The sequence below is a fragment of the Streptomyces sp. NBC_01622 genome, assembly GCF_045209635.1.
Taxonomy (GTDB): domain Bacteria; phylum Actinomycetota; class Actinomycetes; order Streptomycetales; family Streptomycetaceae; genus Streptomyces.
This window is the reverse complement of sequence record NZ_CP109293.1, coordinates 6,633,099-6,649,566: the sequence shown is the minus strand read 5'-3', so window position 1 is coordinate 6,649,566 and position 16,468 is coordinate 6,633,099. Positions and strand designations below refer to the sequence as shown.

The window sequence follows — 16,468 nt, the reverse complement described above, 5'->3', positions numbered from 1 at the left end:
CCGCACCTCCCGTTGTTCCCCCTGTCTGTGCCGTTGACCAGGATCCGGAGCCCGTGGCATGACTGTCTGCCTGCTCCTGCTGAGCGTCGTCGCCCTCTCGGCCGCCGTGCCGGTTCCGCGCGCGCTGACCCGGGCCGGGTGGCCCGAGCGGGAACCCGTGGTCGGCCTGTGGGTGTGGCAGTGCCTGGTCGCCACGGTCCTGCTGTGCTGTCTGGGCGCCCTCGTGCTCGGCGCGGCGGCCGTCTTCCACACCGTCCGCGACCATGTCTTCGCCCCGGCTCCGCCCGCCGTCACCGCGGCCTACGACCTCTCCGCCGCTCCCGTCTGGGCCGTCGCCCTCACGCTGTCGCTGGCCTGCGGTGCCGCCTGGACGACGGCGATGCTGGCCCGCGAACTCGCCGAGGCCCGCCGCCGGCGCGGTCAGGCCCGCGCCCATCTGCGCGAGCGCGCCCCCGACCTGCCCGCCGGGCTGCCCCCGGCGCGCGGCCCCCTCCTCGTCCTGGAGGACGAGTACCCGGACGCCTGGTGGATGCCGGGCCATCCGCCCCAACTGGTCGTCACCACGGGTGCCCTGCACCGCCTCACCGGCCACCAGCTCGACGCGGTCCTCACCCACGAACGCGGTCACGCCCGCGCCCACCACGACTGGCTGCTGCATCTGTCGACCGCGCTGGCCTCCGGTTTCCCGCGCGTTCCGCTGTTCGCCCACTTCTGCGACCAGACCCACCGGCTGGTGGAACTCGCCGCCGACGACACCGCCTCCCGCCAATGCGGCCACCTCACCACGGCGCTGGCCCTGATCGAGTTGAACAACCACCGCGGCGTCCTCTCCTGCGCCTCCAGCCACCGCCTCCTCGGCGAACGCGTCGACCGCCTCCTGGACCCCCGCCCCCGCCTGGACCGCCGCCGCCGCGCCCTGACGACGACGGTGGCGGCACTGATCCCGCTGCTCCCGCTCCTGATCGTGTTCGCGCCGGGGCTGACGGCGCTGACCTGATGCCCGTGGCCCGACGAACGTGGCCTGCTGCCCCTCGACCGATGCCCCTGGTCGATGACCGTCGGCTGACAACCGCTGGGCCGTCGGCCTGATGGCGGTCGGCGGCAGGCTGCCGGGGCGGCGGTCGGCGGCAGGCGATCGGGTCGGCGGTCGGCGACAACACCCGGCCGGCAGCGTCGGCGCGGCCACCTCGGCCCGGCAGTGGACGACCGAGGCCGCCGAACGTCGCTGCCGACCTTCGGCTGACGACCCCCTGGCCGACGGCCCGGCCGGCGACGTCGGAACGACCACGCCGACCCCGCGGCAGCCGCCCGACGCCGCTCGACCGATCCCCCTCCGGCCTGCCCCGCCCGCAGCCCACACCCCACGTCGCGCAGCCCACCGCCCGCCACCCCGAACGTGGCAGATGTCCCCCACGAGCAACCATCCGCCCAGCTCAGCCGCCTCGCCGCCGGAGGCACCGGTGGCGCAACACTCCCGCAACACCCCATTCCCCACCCGCTCGCTATGGTTCGAAACATGCCACCCACGGACCGCATCCGAGACCACGCCGGACAGGGCGCGACCACCGTCGCCGCCCACCGCGCGCGGCGCCGGCTGCGTGCCGACCAGGCCCGCCAGCTCGCCGATCTGCTGCGCCACGAGCTCCTCGCCGACGGCTTCCCCGACGGCTCGCTCCCGCACGAGACCACCCTCGCCACCGAGTACGGCGCCTCCCGCAACACGGTCCGCCAGGCCCTGGACCTGCTCCGCGCGGAAGGTCTCGTCGACCGGCTGCCCGGCGTCGGCACGGTCGTCGTCGCGCGGAAGTACCCGCACGGCCTGGACCGGCTGATGGGCCTCGCGGAGACCCTGCGCGAACACGGCCGGGTCACCAACGAGGTCCGCACCATGGGCCCCGCCCCGGCACCGGCCCCCGTCGCCGAACGCCTCCGCGTCCAGCCCGGCGCCGACGTCCTCTACATCGAACGCCTGCGCCGCCTCAACGGCATCCCTCTCTCCCTCGACCTCACCTACCTCCCGCTCGACATCGGCACCGCGCTGCTCGACGCCGACCTGGAGAACACCGACGTCTTCCGCCTCCTGGAGTCCGTCACCGGCCAGGGCCTCGGCCACGCCGAGATCACCCTGGAGGCCGTCAACGCGGACGCCCACTCCGCCGCCGTACTCGAAGCCCCGCGCGGCGCGGCCGTCCTGATGCTGGAACGCCTCACCCACCTCGCCGACGGCCGCCCGGTCGACCTGGAGTTCATCCGCTTCCGCGGTGACCGCATCACCATGAGCGGCCTGCTGCACCGGTCCGTCTGACCTCTCCCTCCTGCCTGTACCTCCCTGGAGACAGCCATGCCTTTGGCGCCCCAGCGGGCCGACGTGCCCGTGACCATCGACGAGTCGAAGTGCATCGACGGCTGCACCCTGTGCGTCGACATGTGCCCGCTGGACTCCCTGGCCATCGACGAGAGCAACGGCAAGGCCTACATGCACGTCGACGAGTGCTGGTACTGCGGCCCGTGCGCGGCCCGCTGTCCCACCGGAGCCGTCACGGTCAACATGCCCTATCTGCTCCGGTGAGAGGCCCGAACCCCCATGAAACGCAAGGCAGTTGCCCTTTCCGCGGTCGCCCTGCTGCTCCCCCTGTCCGGCTGCGGCGGCAGCGCGGAGGCCGGTAGCGGCAGCACGGTCACCGTCACCGTCGGCTACCAGTCGAAGACCATCAACACCGTCACCGCCGGCACCCTTCTGCGCTCCCTCGGCTACTTCGAGCAGCAGCTCAACGCCCTCCACGACGGCCACACCTACAAGGTCGCCTGGCAGGACTACGCGACCGGCGCCCCCATCACCGCGCAGATGACCGCCGGGAAGATCGACATCGGCTCGATGGGCGACTTCCCGCTCCTCATCAACGCGGCCCGCGGCAAACAGCTCGGCCGGCCCACCCGGCTCGTCTCCGTCACCGGCTACAACCTGCGCGGCGGCCTCAACACCATCGTCACCGCGCCGGGTTCGCACCTCACCTCCCTCAAGGACCTCAAGGGCAAGAAGGTCTCCACGAGCGTGGGCTCCGCCGCCGACGGCACCCTCGTCCGCACCCTGCAACGCGCCGGCATCGACCCCGACAAGGGCATCGAGAAGCTCAACCAGCAGCCCGCGGTGGGCGCTTCGGCCCTCACGGCGGGCAGCGCGGACGCGCTCTCCCAGTTCGTCGCCTGGCCCGGCCTGCTCGCCTTCCAGGGCCGGGCGAAGGCCCTCTACGACGGTGCCCGACTGAACCTCCCCACCTTCCACGGCGTCACCGCCCGCGAGAACTTCGCGGAGCAACACCCCTCCGTACTCGACGCGTTCCTCAAGGCCCAGGCCCAGGCGACCGACTACCTCACCGCCCACCCGGTGACCGCCGCCGAGAAGGTCGCCAAAGCCACCGGCCTGCCCGCCGAGGTCGTGTACCTCTACAACGGCGCCCACGGCATCGCCACCTTCGACCCGGCCCTCAAGCCCCAACTGGTCTCCGCCCTCAAGCAGGACGTCTCGGTCCTGAAATCGGCGAAGCTCGTCCGGGACGTCGACGTCGACTCCTTCGTGGACGACCGGTATGTGAAGCAGGCGCTCGGCACGACCGCCTACGCCCGCCAACTCGCCGCGACACCACCGGCCGCCGCGAGCGAGGCATGGCCCAAGGACTCCGAGAAGACCCTCAGCTTCAAGTCCCCTGCCGAGCTGCTGAGTTACGTCTCCACGCACCGCACCGGCATCCGCGCCGCCTACGTCCCCGACGCCACCACCGGCACCCTGTGGTTCGCGGACAAGGCGGTCTGGGTGAGCGACGGCGACCAGCTTCTGCCCTTCGTGGCACCCGCGACCGCGCAGGCCTACGTCGCCGCGCACGGGGGTGCGCGAGTCGTGACGTACGCCGAAGCCCTGGAGCAGGCGTCGTGACCCGGTATCCGCGGCGGTCGGGCCGCTACGCGCTCCGGCTCGGCTCGCCGGCCGCCGCCCTCGGCATCTGGCAGTTGCTGACCAGCCTGAACGTCGACCTGTGGCTGCGCTTCTCGCAGTTCCCCACGGTCGCCGACGTGGCCCGCGCCTTCGCCGACCGGGTCACCGGCGACGACTACTGGACGGACCTCACCGACAGCCTCACCCGCATCCTCACCGGCTTCGCGCTCGCGGCCGTCCTGGGCGTGGCTGCGGGCGTGCTCGTGGCCCGCTCGCGGCTCGCCGAGGACCTGCTCGGCCCGCTCGTCGAGGTCCTGCGCCCGATCCCCGCGATCGCCCTCGTCCCCGTCGCGATCCTCCTCTTCCCCTCCAACGAACAGGGCATCGTCTTCATCACCTGCACGGCCGCCTTCTTCCCCGTCCTGGTCTCCACCCGCCACGCCGTCCGCGCACTGACCCCCGTGTGGGAGGAGGCGGTGCGCACGATGGGCGGCGGCCGGTGGCGGGTCCTGTTCTCGGTGGTGCTGCCGGGCGCGCTGCCCGGGATCTTCGGCGGCCTGTCGGTCGGTATCGGCGTCTCGTGGATCTGTGTGATCTCCGCCGAGATGATCTCCGGCCAGTACGGCGTCGGTTACCGCACCTGGCAGGACTACACGGTCGTCGACTACCCGGGCGTCTTCGTCGGCATGGTCACGATCGGCCTGCTCGGCTGGCTCACCTCCACGGCCGTGGAACTCCTCGGCCGCCGCCTGACCCACTGGCTGCCGCGCACGTCCTACGTCCCGGTGGGCCGCGCCCCGCGCCGGGTGAACGGTGCCCCGGCACCCGTCCCGGCGAGCCCCACGACCCAGGAGGACGTGCCCCATGACCAGCTCGTCTGACGTCCGTTCGCCCGCCGGAACCGGCTCCCGCACCGGTGCCGGGCTGGCCCTGCGCGGTGCCGCCCTCGGCCGCCCCGGCGCGCCCGTCCTGGACGACGTCGACCTCGACGTCTCCCCCGGCGAGATCCTCACCGTCGTCGGCTCCTCGGGCTGCGGCAAGTCCACGCTGCTCCGCACGCTCGCCGGGCTGCTGTCACCGCTCGCCGGAGAGGTCACCCAGGACGGCCGCCCGCTGACCGGCCCCGCCGCCGACCGCGCCCTGATCTTCCAGGACGACGCCCTCCTGCCCTGGCGCACCCTGCGTGCCAACGTCGAACTCCCGCTGGCCATCAAGAAGTTGCCGCGCGCCGAGCGCAGGACCCAGGCCGGGGCCTGGCTCGACCGGGTCGGACTCACCGCGCAGACACGGCGGTTGCCCCACCGCGTCTCCGGCGGACAACGCCAGCGCGCCCAACTGGCCCGCGCCCTCGCCGGAGCGCCCCGCGCCGTCCTGATGGACGAACCCTTCGGCGCCCTCGACGCCCAGACCCGCGCCGGCATGCAGGACCTGCTGGTCGAGGTGTTGCGCGGCACCGGCGCCACGGTCGTCTTCGTCACCCACGACGTGGACGAGGCCCTGTACCTCGGCGACCGCGTCGCCCTCCTCGGCGCCGGCCGGCTCGTCGCCGTACGCGAGGTGCCGCGTCCACGGGACCGTGCCGCGCACGACGTTCCCGCGCGCGTGGCACTGCGCCGCGACGTCCTGACCTCGCTCGGTTCCTGAAAGGCCCCCTGGTGACCACCCCCGTGCACACGCCCCTGGAGATCCCCTCGCTCGCCGAGGCCGAAGAGCTGACCTGCGACGTCCTGGTCATCGGCGGCGGCACGGCCGGCACCATGGCGGCCCTGACCGCCGCCGAGCGCGGCGCGAACGTCCTCCTCCTGGAGAAGGCGCACGTCCGCCACTCCGGCGCGCTCGCCATGGGCATGGACGGCGTCAACAACGCGGTCATCCCTGGCCGCGCCGAGCCCGACGACTACGTCGCCGAGATCACCCGCGCCAACGACGGCATCGTCGACCAGTCCACCGTCCGCCAGACCGCCACCCGCGGCTTCGCCATGGTGCAGCGACTGGAGTCGTACGGCGTGAAGTTCGAGAAGGACGAGCACGGCGAGTACGCGGTCCGCCAGGTCCACCGCTCCGGCTCGTACGTGCTGCCGATGCCGGAGGGCAAGGACGTCAAGAAGGTCCTGTACCGGCAGCTGCGGCGGCGCGAGATGCGGGAGCGGATCCGCATCGAGAACCGGGTGATGCCGGTCCGCGTACTCACCACCGGGGGGCGCGCGGTGGGCGCGGCGGGTTTCAACACCCGTACGGGCGGCTTCGTTTCGGTCCGCGCGGGCGCCGTGATCCTCGCGACCGGCGCCTGCGGGCGACTGGGCCTGCCCGCCTCCGGCTACCTGTACGGCACGTACGAGAACCCGACGAACGCGGGCGACGGCTACGCGATGGCGTACCACGCGGGCGCCGAACTCACCGGCATCGAGTGCTTCCAGATCAACCCGCTGATCAAGGACTACAACGGCCCCGCCTGCGCCTACGTCGCCAACCCCTTCGGCGGCTACCAGGTCAACCGGCACGGCGAACGCTTCGTCGACTCCGACTACTGGTCCGGCCAGATGATGGCCGAGTTCGCGGCGGAAGTGGCGAGCGACCGCGGGCCTGTGTACCTGAAGCTGAGCCACCTCCCGGAGGAGTCGATCTCCGCCCTGGAGTCGATCCTGCACTCGACGGAACGGCCCACCCGCGGGACCTTCCACGAAGGCCGCGGCCACGACTACCGCACCCACGACGTCGAGATGCACATCTCCGAAATCGGCCTGTGCGGCGGCCATTCGGCCTCGGGGGTACGGGTCGACGACCACGCCCGTACCACCGTCCCCCGCCTGTACGCCGCCGGCGACCTCGCCTGCGTCCCGCACAACTACATGATCGGCGCGTTCGTCTTCGGCGACCTCGCGGGCGCGGACGCGGCCCAATACACCGCGTACGAGGGCAAATTGCCGCTTTCCCAGCTCCGCGAGGCGCACGAGCTGATCTACCGCCCGCTGCGCAACCCGGACGGCCCGCCGCAGCCCCAGGTCGAGTACAAGCTGCGCCGCTTCGTGAACGACTACGTGGCCCCGCCGAAGTCCGGCGCCCGGCTGTCGCTCGCCCTGGAGGCGTTCGAGCGGATGCGCGCGGACATCGCCGAGATGGGCGCCCGCACCCCGCACGAACTGATGCGCTGCGCCGAGGTCACCTTCATCCGCGACTGCGCGGAGATGGCGGCCCGCGCCTCCCTGGCCCGCACGGAGTCCCGCTGGGGCCTCTACCACGACCGCCTCGACCATCCGGCCCGCGACGACGTCTCCTGGTTCCACCACCTCGACCTGCACAAGTCCCCCTCCGGTGCGATGGAGTTCACGGCCCGACCCGTGGCCCCCTACCTGGTCCCGATCGAGGACTTCACCCCGACCGGCGGTCCCTCCCGCCGACTCGGCGAGGTACATCCCGAGAACGTGGCGACGGCGGGCTCCCGCGACACGGCCCCGCTGGTGTCCCCGACAGAGCTGTCCGCGGAGCGGGGCGCGGACATCCCCACGACCACAACTCCCACCCCCGGTACGGCTCCGGCTCCCACCGCCGAACAGACCTCCTCCCGCCTCCTCGAACTCGTCGCCCTCGCCGAGGAAGAGCCCGAACTCGACGCCCTGCGCCCCTACTTGACCGACCCGGCCCCGTCCGTCCGCCGCGAGGCGATCACCGTCCTGACGGAGACCCTCCCGCCCGGCACTGGCCCCGCCCTCGCCGAGGCCCTCCGCGACCCCGCCGCCGAGGTCCGCACGGCCGCCGCGGCCTCCCTGCGCGAACTTGTCGAGACACTGCCCCCTTCACCCGCCCTCCGCGACGGCCTCACCGCCGCCCTGACCGGGCCCGCCCCCGTCGTCCGCGCCGCCGCCCTCGACGTCCTGCGCGCGCTGCGCCTCGGCGACGCCGCCCTGTTCGCCCGCTCCCTCACCGACTCCGACACCACCGTCCGCATCGAGGCCGTCCGCGCCCTGGTCTCGGTCGACGCCACCGCCGAGCTGGCCCACGCGGCACCCTCGGACCCGTCCCGCGAGGTCCGCGTCACCTTCGCCAAGGCGCTGGGGACGGTGGCGGCGGGGCGCCTGGGTGACCCCGGCGAGGTCGCGTCCGACACGGGCGCCGAGTCCGCCCTCACCACCCTCACCGAAGACTCCGACGCCCTGGTCCGCGCCGCCGCCTACGGTGCCCTGGGCACCACCGGCTGCCCGGCGCCGCTCACGGCACGTGCAATCGCCGCCCTGGCCGACCCGGCCTGGCAGGTCCGGGCCGGTGCCGCGACCGCGCTGTCCGCCGCAGACCCCGAATCCGCGGTCCCCGCCCTGGCCAAGACCCTGGCCGACCCGAACGCCGACGTACGCAAGGCGGCCGTCCTCGCCCTGACCCGGCACCGCACCACGGACGCCCGCGCGGCCCTCGCCACGGCGACCGCCGACTCGGACGCGGACGTCAGGGCATACGCGACCCGCGCGCTGTAGCGAGCGGGGGATCAGAGAGGTCGCCCCCTATATCCAGTCCTCGGGCTCCGGCTCCGCGTCCATCTCGGGCCAGTAATCCGCACCGGGGTCAACGTCCTTCGCCGTCTGGCCCCGTGCGGGTGCCGACGTCTGCGCTTGCGCGGGCTCCTGCGCCGCGGCCGGAGTCACCGTCGGCGCCCCGCCCAGCGAAGCCAGCACCCCGATCACGCCCTCCCCGTACGTCGCGAGCTTCTTCTCGCCGACCCCGCTGATGTCCCCCAACTGCCCCACCGACGTGGGCCACACCGTCGCGATCTCCCGGAGCGTGGCGTCATGGAAGATGACGTACGCCGGAACCCCCTGCTCACGGGCCTGCTCCGCACGCCAGGCGCGCAGTGCCTCGAAGGCGGGCTGGAGCGACTCGGGCAGTTCGACCGCCGCGGCCTTCGCCTTGCGCTCACCCCGGCCAGAGGACGACGACCGCGCAGCCGCCGGCTTCTTCGGCTCCTTGCGCAGCGGCACCTCCCGCTCGCGCCGCAGCACCGTGCCGCTCGCCTCGGTGAGCACCAGCGTGCCGTACTCCCCCTCGACCGCGAGCAGCCCCTGCGCCAGCAACTGCCGTACGACGCCCCGCCATTCGCCCTCGGCCAGGTCCTCGCCGATGCCGAACACGGACAGCTGGTCGTGGTCGAACTGGATCACCTTGGCGGTCCGGCGCCCCATGAGGATGTCGACGATCTGCACGGCGCCGAACTTCTGCCCCCGCTCGCGCTGCAGCCGTACCACCGTCGACAGCACCTTCTGCGCGGCGACCGTGCCGTCCCAGGTCTCCGGCGGGGTGAGGCAGGTGTCGCAGTTGCCGCAGGCCGCCGCGTCCGGGTCCTGCCCGAAGTAGGCGAGGAGTTGGCCGCGCCGGCACTGTGCCGTCTCGCAGAGCGCGAGCATGGCCTCCAGGTGGGCGGCGGCCCGGCGGCGGAACGCCTCGTCGCCCTCGCTGGACTGGATCATCTTGCGCTGCTGTATGACGTCGTTCAGGCCGTATGCCATCCAGGCCGTGGAGGGCATTCCGTCACGCCCGGCACGGCCCGTCTCCTGGTAGTAGCCCTCGACGGACTTGGGCAGGTCGAGGTGGGCGACGAAGCGTACGTCCGGTTTGTCGATGCCCATGCCGAAAGCGATGGTCGCGACGACGATCAGTCCGTCCTCGCGCAGGAACCGGGACTGGTGTGCCGCGCGGGTGCCCGAGTCGAGGCCCGCGTGGTACGGCACCGCCTCGATGCCGTTGCGGGACAGGAACTCGGCGGTCGCCTCGACGGACTTGCGCGAGAGGCAGTACACGATGCCCGCGTCGCCCGCGTGCTCCTCGCGCAGGAAGCTCAGCAGCTGCTTCTTGGGGTCGGCCTTCGGCACGATCCGGTACTGGATGTTGGGCCGGTCGAAGCTCGCCACGAAGTGCCGGGCGTCCGGCATCTTCAGCCGCTGGGTGATCTCCTTGTGCGTGGCGTCCGTGGCCGTCGCCGTGAGGGCGATCCTCGGGACGTCCGGCCAGCGCTCGCCCAGGAGCGAGAGGGAGAGATAGTCCGGGCGAAAGTCGTGGCCCCACGAGGACACGCAGTGCGCCTCGTCGATCGCGAACACCGAGATCTTGCCGCGCGAGAGCAGGTCCAGAGTGGAGTCGAGCCGCAGCCGCTCCGGCGCGAGATAGATGAGGTCCAGCTCGCCGGCGAGGAACTCGGCCTCGACCACGCGCCGCTCGTCGAAGTCCTGCGTCGAGTTCATGAACCCGGCACGCACACCCAGCGCCCGCAGCGCGTCCACCTGGTCCTGCATCAGCGCGATGAGCGGGGAGACGACAACGCCCGTACCGGGTCTGACCAGGGACGGAATCTGGTAGCACAGCGACTTGCCGCCGCCGGTCGGCATCAGGACCACGGCGTCGCCACCGGCCACCACATGCTCGATGACCTCTTCCTGCGCGCCGCGGAAGCTGTCGTAGCCGAAGACGCGGTGGAGCGTGGCCAGTGCCTCGCTCTCGCCGTGCGCCGTCGGCGTCCGTACTTCGGTCGTCACAACCGTCCCGCCCATCCCGTGCATCGCTCGTCCCCCGTACGTCGTCCCTCGACCACTGCGTCCACGATAGGGCTCCGCGCTGACAGCGTCGGAGTTATCCACAGGCCGGCGGCGGTGACCGGGTGTGGCCAGTCGAATGGCTCCCGTCACATGGCGCGACCGGTACGGCCGGAACATGCTGCTCGGGCGGGCCGGGGGAGGTCCGCCACGCCACCGAACGGACGGCGCGCCGTGCGCGGACGCCTAGAGAAGCCCAAGGAGCCCCACCATGTTCCCTCGGCCGCGTCCCCTCGGCCCCCGTCCTCCCGGCCCCTGAGGGGCGCCGTCAAGACCGCCGTCGCGGTGGCGACGGCCGCGGCCTTCGCACTGTCGGCCGCCCCGGCCCATGCCGCGTCCGACCCCGACCCGTCCGTGTGGACCACGCTGAGCAAGACGTACCAGGCCACCTCTAAGTACGGGTACGAGGCGTTCGCGGTCACCCCGAGCGCCGGATACCAACGCTCGGACGACTGCGTCGCCAACCCGCCCGAGGGCGGTATGGGCTACCACTACATCAACCAGGCGGACATCGATTCACTCGATCCGGCGAAACCGGCAGCCCTGCTGTACGCGGATGGGTCCGACTTCGTCGAAGGGCGCCGGCTGGTCGCGGTCGAGTGGATGGTGAAGGACACGGGCCGGACGACCGCGCCGACGCTGTTCGGGCAGACCTTCCAGAAGGACCCGAAGCACCCCGGCTACTTCACGCTCCACGCCTGGATCTACGAGCCCAGCTCCAAGAGCCTGTTCGCCCCCTGGAACCCCGAGGTCGTCTGCCCGAAGGTCTGACCGCACATGCGCGAAGGCCCCGGCCCCCACGAGGGGAACCGGGGCCTTCGGCCCGTACTCAGCGGACGAAGATCCCCGCCTGGTTCGCCAGGTCCAGGAAGTACTGCGGGGCCACACCGAGGACGAGCGTGACCGCCACGCCGATCCCGATCGTCGCCATGGTCAGCGGGGACGGGACCGCGACGGTGGGGCCGTCGGGCCTCGGCTCGCTGAAGAACATGAGCACGATCACGCGGATGTAGAAGAACGCCGCGATGGCGGAGGAGAGCACACCGACCACGACCAGCGGGGCCGCGCCGCCGGCCGCCGCCGCCTTGAACACGGCGAACTTCCCGGCGAAGCCGGCCGTCAGCGGAATGCCCGCGAAGGACAGCAGGAACACCGCGAAGACGGCCGCGACCAGTGGCGACCTCCGCCCGAGCCCAGCCCACTTGGACAGGTGCGTCGCCTCGCCGCCCGCGTCCCGTACGAGGGTGACGACCGCGAAGGCGCCGATCGTCACGAACGAGTACGCGCCCAGGTAGAAGAGCACGGACGAGACGCCGTCCCGGGTGGTCGCGATGACGCCGGCGAGGATGAAGCCCGCGTGCGCGATCGACGAGTACGCCAGGAGCCGCTTGATGTCGGTCTGGGTGATCGCGACGATCGCGCCGCCCAGCATCGTGATGATCGCGACGCCCCACATGACGGGCCGCCAGTCCCAGCGCAGGCCCGGCAGCACGACGTAGAGGAGCCGGAGCAGCGCTCCGAAGGCGGCCACCTTGGTCGCGGCGGCCATGAAGCCGGTGACCGGGGTCGGCGCGCCCTGATAGACGTCGGGCGTCCACATGTGGAACGGCACCGCTCCCACCTTGAACAGCAGCCCCATGACGATCATCGCGCCGCCGATGAGCAGCAGCGCGTCGTTGCCCATGGTGTCCGCGAGGGCCGGGTTGATGTTGGTGATGGAGCCGTCGACGACCTGCGAGATCGTGGCGTACGACATCGAGCCCGCGTAGCCGTAGAGCAGCGCGATGCCGAAGAGGGTGAACGCGGAGGCGAAGGCGCCGAGGAGGAAGTACTTGACCGCCGCTTCCTGCGACAGGAGCCGCTTGCGGCGGGCCAGGGCGCACAGGAGGTAGAGCGGGAGGGAGAAGACTTCCAGGGCCACGAACAGGGTCAACAGGTCGTTGGCGGACGGGAAGACAAGCATTCCGGAGACCGCGAAGAGCAGGAGCGGGAACACCTCCGTGGTCGTGAACCCGGCCTTGACGGCGGCCTTCTCGCTGTCGCTGCCGGGCACGGACGCGCCCTGCGCGGCGAAGGAGTCGACGCGGTTGCCGTGCGCCTCCGGGTCGAGCCGCCGCTCGGCGAAGGTGAACAGGCCGACCAGTCCGGAGAGCAGGATCACGCCCTGGAGGAACAGGGAGGGTCCGTCGACCGCGATCGCGCCCATCGCCGCGATGTGCGCCTTGGTGGTGCCGTACCCGTCCGCCGCGAGTGCCACGACCGCCGCGAAGGCGGCGCAGAGCGCCACGACGGACACGAACACCTGAGCGTAGTAACGGGACTTGCGCGGGACGAACGCCTCGACCAGTACCCCGATGAGCGCCGCGCCGAGGATGATCAAGGTGGGCGACAATTGCCCGTACTCGATCTTCGGTGCGGGGATCTTCGAGATCGGGTCCGCGGCTGCCGCCGTTGTCCACAGGCTGTGGACGGCTGTTGCGCTCACTTGGCCGCCTCCACCGAGGGCTTGGGATCCTTCTTGTGTACGTCGGACAGGGTCTGCTTGACCGACGGGTTCACGATGTCCGTGACCGGCTTCGGGTAGACGCCCAGGAAGATCAGCAGCACGATCAGCGGGGCGACGACCAGGAGTTCACGCGGTCGCAGGTCCGGCATCGCGGCGACCTCGGGCTTCACCGGGCCTGTCATCGTCCGCTGGTAGAGGACGAGGGTGTACAGCGCGGCCAGGACGATGCCGAAGGTCGCGATGATCCCGATCGCCGGGTAGCGCGAGAACGTGCCGACCAGGACCAGGAACTCACTCACGAAGGGCGCGAGTCCCGGCAGCGACAGGGTGGCCAGACCGCCGATCAGGAAGGTGCCGGCGAGCACCGGGGCCACCTTCTGCACCCCTCCGTAGTCGGCGATCAGACGCGAGCCGCGCCGCGAGATCAGGAATCCGGCGACCAGCATCAACGCGGCCGTGGAAATACCGTGGTTGACCATGTAGAGCGTCGCACCGGACTGGCCCTGGCTGGTCATCGCGAAGATGCCCAGGATGATGAACCCGAAGTGCGAGATCGACGCGTACGCCACCAGCCGCTTGATGTCCCGCTGCCCGACCGCGAGCAGCGCCCCGTAGATGATGCTGATCAGGGCGAGGACGAGGATGACGGGCGTCGCCCACTTGCTGGCCTCCGGGAAGAGCTGGAGGCAGAAGCGGAGCATCGCGAAGGTGCCCACCTTGTCGACGACCGCCGTGATGAGCACGGCGACCGGCGCGGTGGACTCCTGCATGGCGTTGGGCAACCAGGTGTGCAGCGGCCACAGCGGCGCCTTCACCGCGAAGGCGAAGAAGAAGCCCAGGAACAGCCAGCGTTCGGTGTTGGTCGCCATGTGCAGCGAACCGTTGGCCCGCGCCTGCGCGATCTCGGCGAGCGAGAAGTTCCCGGCCACTACGTAGAGGCCGATCACGGCCGCCAGCATGATGAGGCCGCCGACCAGGTTGTAGAGGAGGAACTTGACGGCGGCGTACGACCGTTGGGTGGCCGCCGCCTTGTCGCCGTGCTGGTGGGCCCGGTCCCCGAAGCCGCCGATGAGGAAGTACATCGGGATCAGCATGGCTTCGAAGAAGATGTAGAAGAGGAAGACGTCGGTGGCCTCGAAGGAGATGATCACCATCGCCTCCACCGCAAGGATGAGGGCGAAGAAACCCTGGGTGGGCCGCCAGCGCTTGCTGCCGGTCTCCAGGGGGTCGGCGTCGTGCCAGCCGGCCAGGATCACGAACGGGATCAGCAGGGCGGTGAGCGCGACGAGCGCGACCGCGATGCCGTCCACACCCAGCTCGTAGCGGACCCCGAAGTCGGCGATCCAGGCGTGGGACTCCGTGAGTTGGTAGCGGTCGCCGCCCGGGTCGAAGCGCACCAGGACGGTGATACCCAGCGCGAGCGTCGCCAGCGAGACGAACAGCGCCAGCCATTTCGCGGCGGTTCGCCGGGCGGCCGGGACGGCGGCCGTGGCGACCGCCCCGAGGGCCGGGAGCGCCGCCGTCGCTGTCAGGAGGGGAAAGGACATCGGTATCAGACCGCCCTCATCAGCAGGGTCGCGGCGACGAGGATGGCCGCACCGCCGAACATCGAGACCGCGTACGACCGCGCGTAGCCGTTCTGCAGCTTGCGCAGCCTTCCGGAGAGGCCGCCCATGGAGGCCGCCGTGCCGTTGACGACGCCGTCGACCAGGGTGTGGTCGACGTAGACCAGGGAGCGGGTGAGGTGCTCGCCGCCGCGCACCAGGACGACGTGGTTGAAGTCGTCCTGGAGGAGGTCGCGGCGGGCGGCCCGGGTGAGCAGCGAGCCGCGCGGGGCGACGGCCGGGACCGGACGACGCCCGTACTGCGCCCAGGCGATCGCGACGCCGATGACGAGCACCACCATGGTGGCCAGGGTGACCGTGAGGGCGCTGACCGGGGAGTTGCCCTCCTCGTAGCCGGTGATGGGCTCCAGCCAGTGCAGGAAGCGGTCGCCGATGCCGAAGATGCCGCCGGCGAAGACCGACCCGAAGGCCAGCACGATCATCGGGATCGTCATCGTCTTCGGGGACTCGTGCGGGTGCGGTTCGTTGCCGTTCTCGTCGTGCTGCCAGCGCTTCTCGCCGAAGAACGTCATCAGCATCACGCGCGTCATGTAGAACGCCGTGATGGCCGCGCCCAGCAGGGCCGCGCCGCCGAGGATCCAGCCCTCGGTGCCGCCCTTCGCGAAGGCCGCCTCGATGATCTTGTCCTTGGAGAAGAAGCCGGACAGGCCCGGGAAGCCGATGATGGCGAGGTAGCCGAGGCCGAAGGTGATGAACGTGATCGGCATGTACGAGCGGAGGCCGCCGTACTTGCGCATGTCGACCTCGTCGTTCATGCCGTGCATGACCGAACCGGCGCCGAGGAACAGCCCGGCCTTGAAGAAGCCGTGTGTCACCAGGTGCATGATCGCGAAGACGTAGCCGATGGGGCCGAGTCCCGCGGCGAGCACCATGTAGCCGATCTGCGACATGGTCGAGCCGGCGAGGGCCTTCTTGATGTCGTCCTTCGCACAACCGACGATCGCACCGAACAGGAGCGTGACGGCGCCGACGACGGTGACGACGAGTTGTGCGTCGGGCGCCGCGTTGAAGATCGCTCCGGAGCGGACGATCAGGTAGACGCCCGCGGTCACCATGGTCGCCGCGTGGATGAGGGCGGAGACCGGGGTCGGGCCCTCCATCGCGTCGCCGAGCCAGGACTGCAGCGGCACCTGGGCGGACTTGCCGCAGGCGGCGAGCAGCAGCATCAGGGCGATGCCGGTGAGCTTGCCCTCGGAGGCGTCACCGACGTGGCTGAGGACCGGCCCGAAGGCGAAGGTCCCGAACGTCGTGAACATCAGCATGATGGCGATCGACAGGCCCATGTCGCCGACCCGGTTGACCAGGAAGGCCTTCTTCGCGGCGGTGGCCGCGCTGGGCTTGTGCTGCCAGAAGCCGATCAGCAGGTAGGAGGCGAGACCGACGCCCTCCCAACCGACGTACAGCAGCAGGTAGTTGTCGGCGAGGACGAGGATCAGCATCGCCGCGAGGAACAGGTTCAGATAGCCGAAGAAGCGGCGGCGGCGCTCATCGTGCTCCATGTACCCGACCGAGTACAGGTGGATGAGCGAGCCGACACCGGTGATCAGCAGGACGAAGGTCATCGACAGCTGGTCGAGGCGGAAGGTGACGTCCGCCTGGAAGCCCTCGACGGGGACCCAGGTCCACAGGTGCTGCATGAGCGTCCGGTGCTCGGCGTTCTTCCCCAGCAGGTCGGTGAAGAGGACGACACCGATCACGAAGGAGGCGGACGACAGGAGCGTGCCGATCCAGTGGCCGACGGCATCGAGCCGCCGGCCGCCGCACAGCAGTACGACCGCTCCGAGCAGAGGCGCCGCTACCAGCAGCGCAATCAGGTTCTCCACGATTCAGCGAC

Annotated in this window: 12 protein-coding genes; 8 read left to right on the top strand and 4 right to left on the bottom strand. The window is 71.1% G+C overall.

Annotation, left to right across the window (positions count from 1 at the left end):
• The first annotated feature begins 58 nt into the window (after positions 1-58).
• From OH768_RS30650 to OH768_RS30620, 7 genes are all read left to right on the top strand, one after another.
• The gene (locus OH768_RS30650) at positions 59-997 is read left to right on the top strand and encodes a M56 family metallopeptidase (protein WP_406458960.1); all 939 of its coding nucleotides are present in this window, start codon (positions 59-61) and stop codon (positions 995-997) included.
• A 519-nt stretch (positions 998-1,516) separates the two neighbouring features.
• A complete protein-coding gene (locus OH768_RS30645) occupies positions 1,517-2,305 on the top strand; it encodes a GntR family transcriptional regulator (protein ID WP_406458958.1) in 789 nt (262 codons plus the stop codon).
• A gap of 36 nt (positions 2,306-2,341) precedes the next feature.
• A complete protein-coding gene (locus OH768_RS30640; RefSeq protein ID WP_010986276.1) occupies positions 2,342-2,569 on the top strand; it encodes a ferredoxin family protein in 228 nt (75 codons plus the stop codon).
• Between the two features lie 15 nt (positions 2,570-2,584).
• Positions 2,585-3,931, top strand: a complete 1,347-nt coding sequence (locus tag OH768_RS30635; protein ID WP_406458956.1) for an ABC transporter substrate-binding protein — start codon at positions 2,585-2,587, stop codon at positions 3,929-3,931.
• Entirely contained in the window at positions 3,928-4,812 is an 885-nt protein-coding gene (locus OH768_RS30630) for an ABC transporter permease (protein WP_406458954.1), read from the top strand. The genes OH768_RS30635 and OH768_RS30630 overlap by 4 nt, the downstream gene beginning before the upstream one ends.
• Positions 4,796-5,575, top strand: coding sequence for an ABC transporter ATP-binding protein (locus tag OH768_RS30625; RefSeq protein WP_406458952.1), 780 nt, complete (start codon positions 4,796-4,798; stop codon positions 5,573-5,575). The genes OH768_RS30630 and OH768_RS30625 overlap by 17 nt, the downstream gene beginning before the upstream one ends.
• 11 nt (positions 5,576-5,586) lie before the next feature.
• Positions 5,587-8,397: a fumarate reductase/succinate dehydrogenase flavoprotein subunit gene (locus tag OH768_RS30620; protein WP_406458950.1), complete on the top strand. Its 2,811-nt coding sequence runs from the start codon at positions 5,587-5,589 to the stop codon at positions 8,395-8,397.
• Positions 8,398-8,424: 27 nt separating this feature from the next.
• On the opposite strand, the gene recQ is transcribed toward OH768_RS30620, so the two are convergent.
• The gene (recQ, locus tag OH768_RS30615) at positions 8,425-10,461 is read right to left on the bottom strand and encodes a DNA helicase RecQ (protein ID WP_406458948.1); all 2,037 of its coding nucleotides are present in this window, start codon (positions 10,459-10,461) and stop codon (positions 8,425-8,427) included.
• A gap of 216 nt (positions 10,462-10,677) precedes the next feature.
• Between recQ and OH768_RS30610 the strand changes: the two genes are divergently transcribed.
• Positions 10,678-11,274, top strand: coding sequence for a hypothetical protein (locus OH768_RS30610; RefSeq protein WP_406458946.1), 597 nt, complete (start codon positions 10,678-10,680; stop codon positions 11,272-11,274).
• Positions 11,275-11,332: 58 nt separating this feature from the next.
• On the opposite strand, the gene nuoN is transcribed toward OH768_RS30610, so the two are convergent.
• Genes nuoN through nuoL form a run of 3 tightly spaced genes read right to left on the bottom strand, consistent with a single transcriptional unit; the run spans position 11,333 to position 16,457 of the window.
• A complete protein-coding gene (gene nuoN, locus OH768_RS30605; RefSeq protein WP_406458944.1) occupies positions 11,333-12,988 on the bottom strand; it encodes an NADH-quinone oxidoreductase subunit NuoN in 1,656 nt (551 codons plus the stop codon).
• Positions 12,985-14,556, bottom strand: a complete 1,572-nt coding sequence (locus OH768_RS30600) for an NADH-quinone oxidoreductase subunit M (protein ID WP_406458942.1) — start codon at positions 14,554-14,556, stop codon at positions 12,985-12,987. Before OH768_RS30600 ends, nuoN begins: the two co-directional genes overlap by 4 nt.
• A gap of 5 nt (positions 14,557-14,561) precedes the next feature.
• Positions 14,562-16,457 (bottom strand): NADH-quinone oxidoreductase subunit L, encoded by a 1,896-nt coding sequence (gene nuoL / locus OH768_RS30595; protein ID WP_406458940.1) that lies wholly within the window; start codon positions 16,455-16,457, stop codon positions 14,562-14,564.
• Between the last annotated feature and the right edge of the window lie 11 nt (positions 16,458-16,468).

Coding starts and splice junctions, on each gene's coding strand:
- OH768_RS30650 (WP_406458960.1), top strand. CDS start 59: ATGACTGTCTGCCTGCTCCTGCTGAGCGTCGTCGCCCTCTCGGCCGCC.
- OH768_RS30645 (WP_406458958.1), top strand. CDS start 1,517: ATGCCACCCACGGACCGCATCCGAGACCACGCCGGACAGGGCGCGACC.
- OH768_RS30640 (WP_010986276.1), top strand. CDS start 2,342: ATGCCTTTGGCGCCCCAGCGGGCCGACGTGCCCGTGACCATCGACGAG.
- OH768_RS30635 (WP_406458956.1), top strand. CDS start 2,585: ATGAAACGCAAGGCAGTTGCCCTTTCCGCGGTCGCCCTGCTGCTCCCC.
- OH768_RS30625 (WP_406458952.1), top strand. CDS start 4,796: ATGACCAGCTCGTCTGACGTCCGTTCGCCCGCCGGAACCGGCTCCCGC.
- recQ (WP_406458948.1), bottom strand. CDS start 10,461: ATGGGCGGGACGGTTGTGACGACCGAAGTACGGACGCCGACGGCGCAC.
- OH768_RS30600 (WP_406458942.1), bottom strand. CDS start 14,556: ATGTCCTTTCCCCTCCTGACAGCGACGGCGGCGCTCCCGGCCCTCGGG.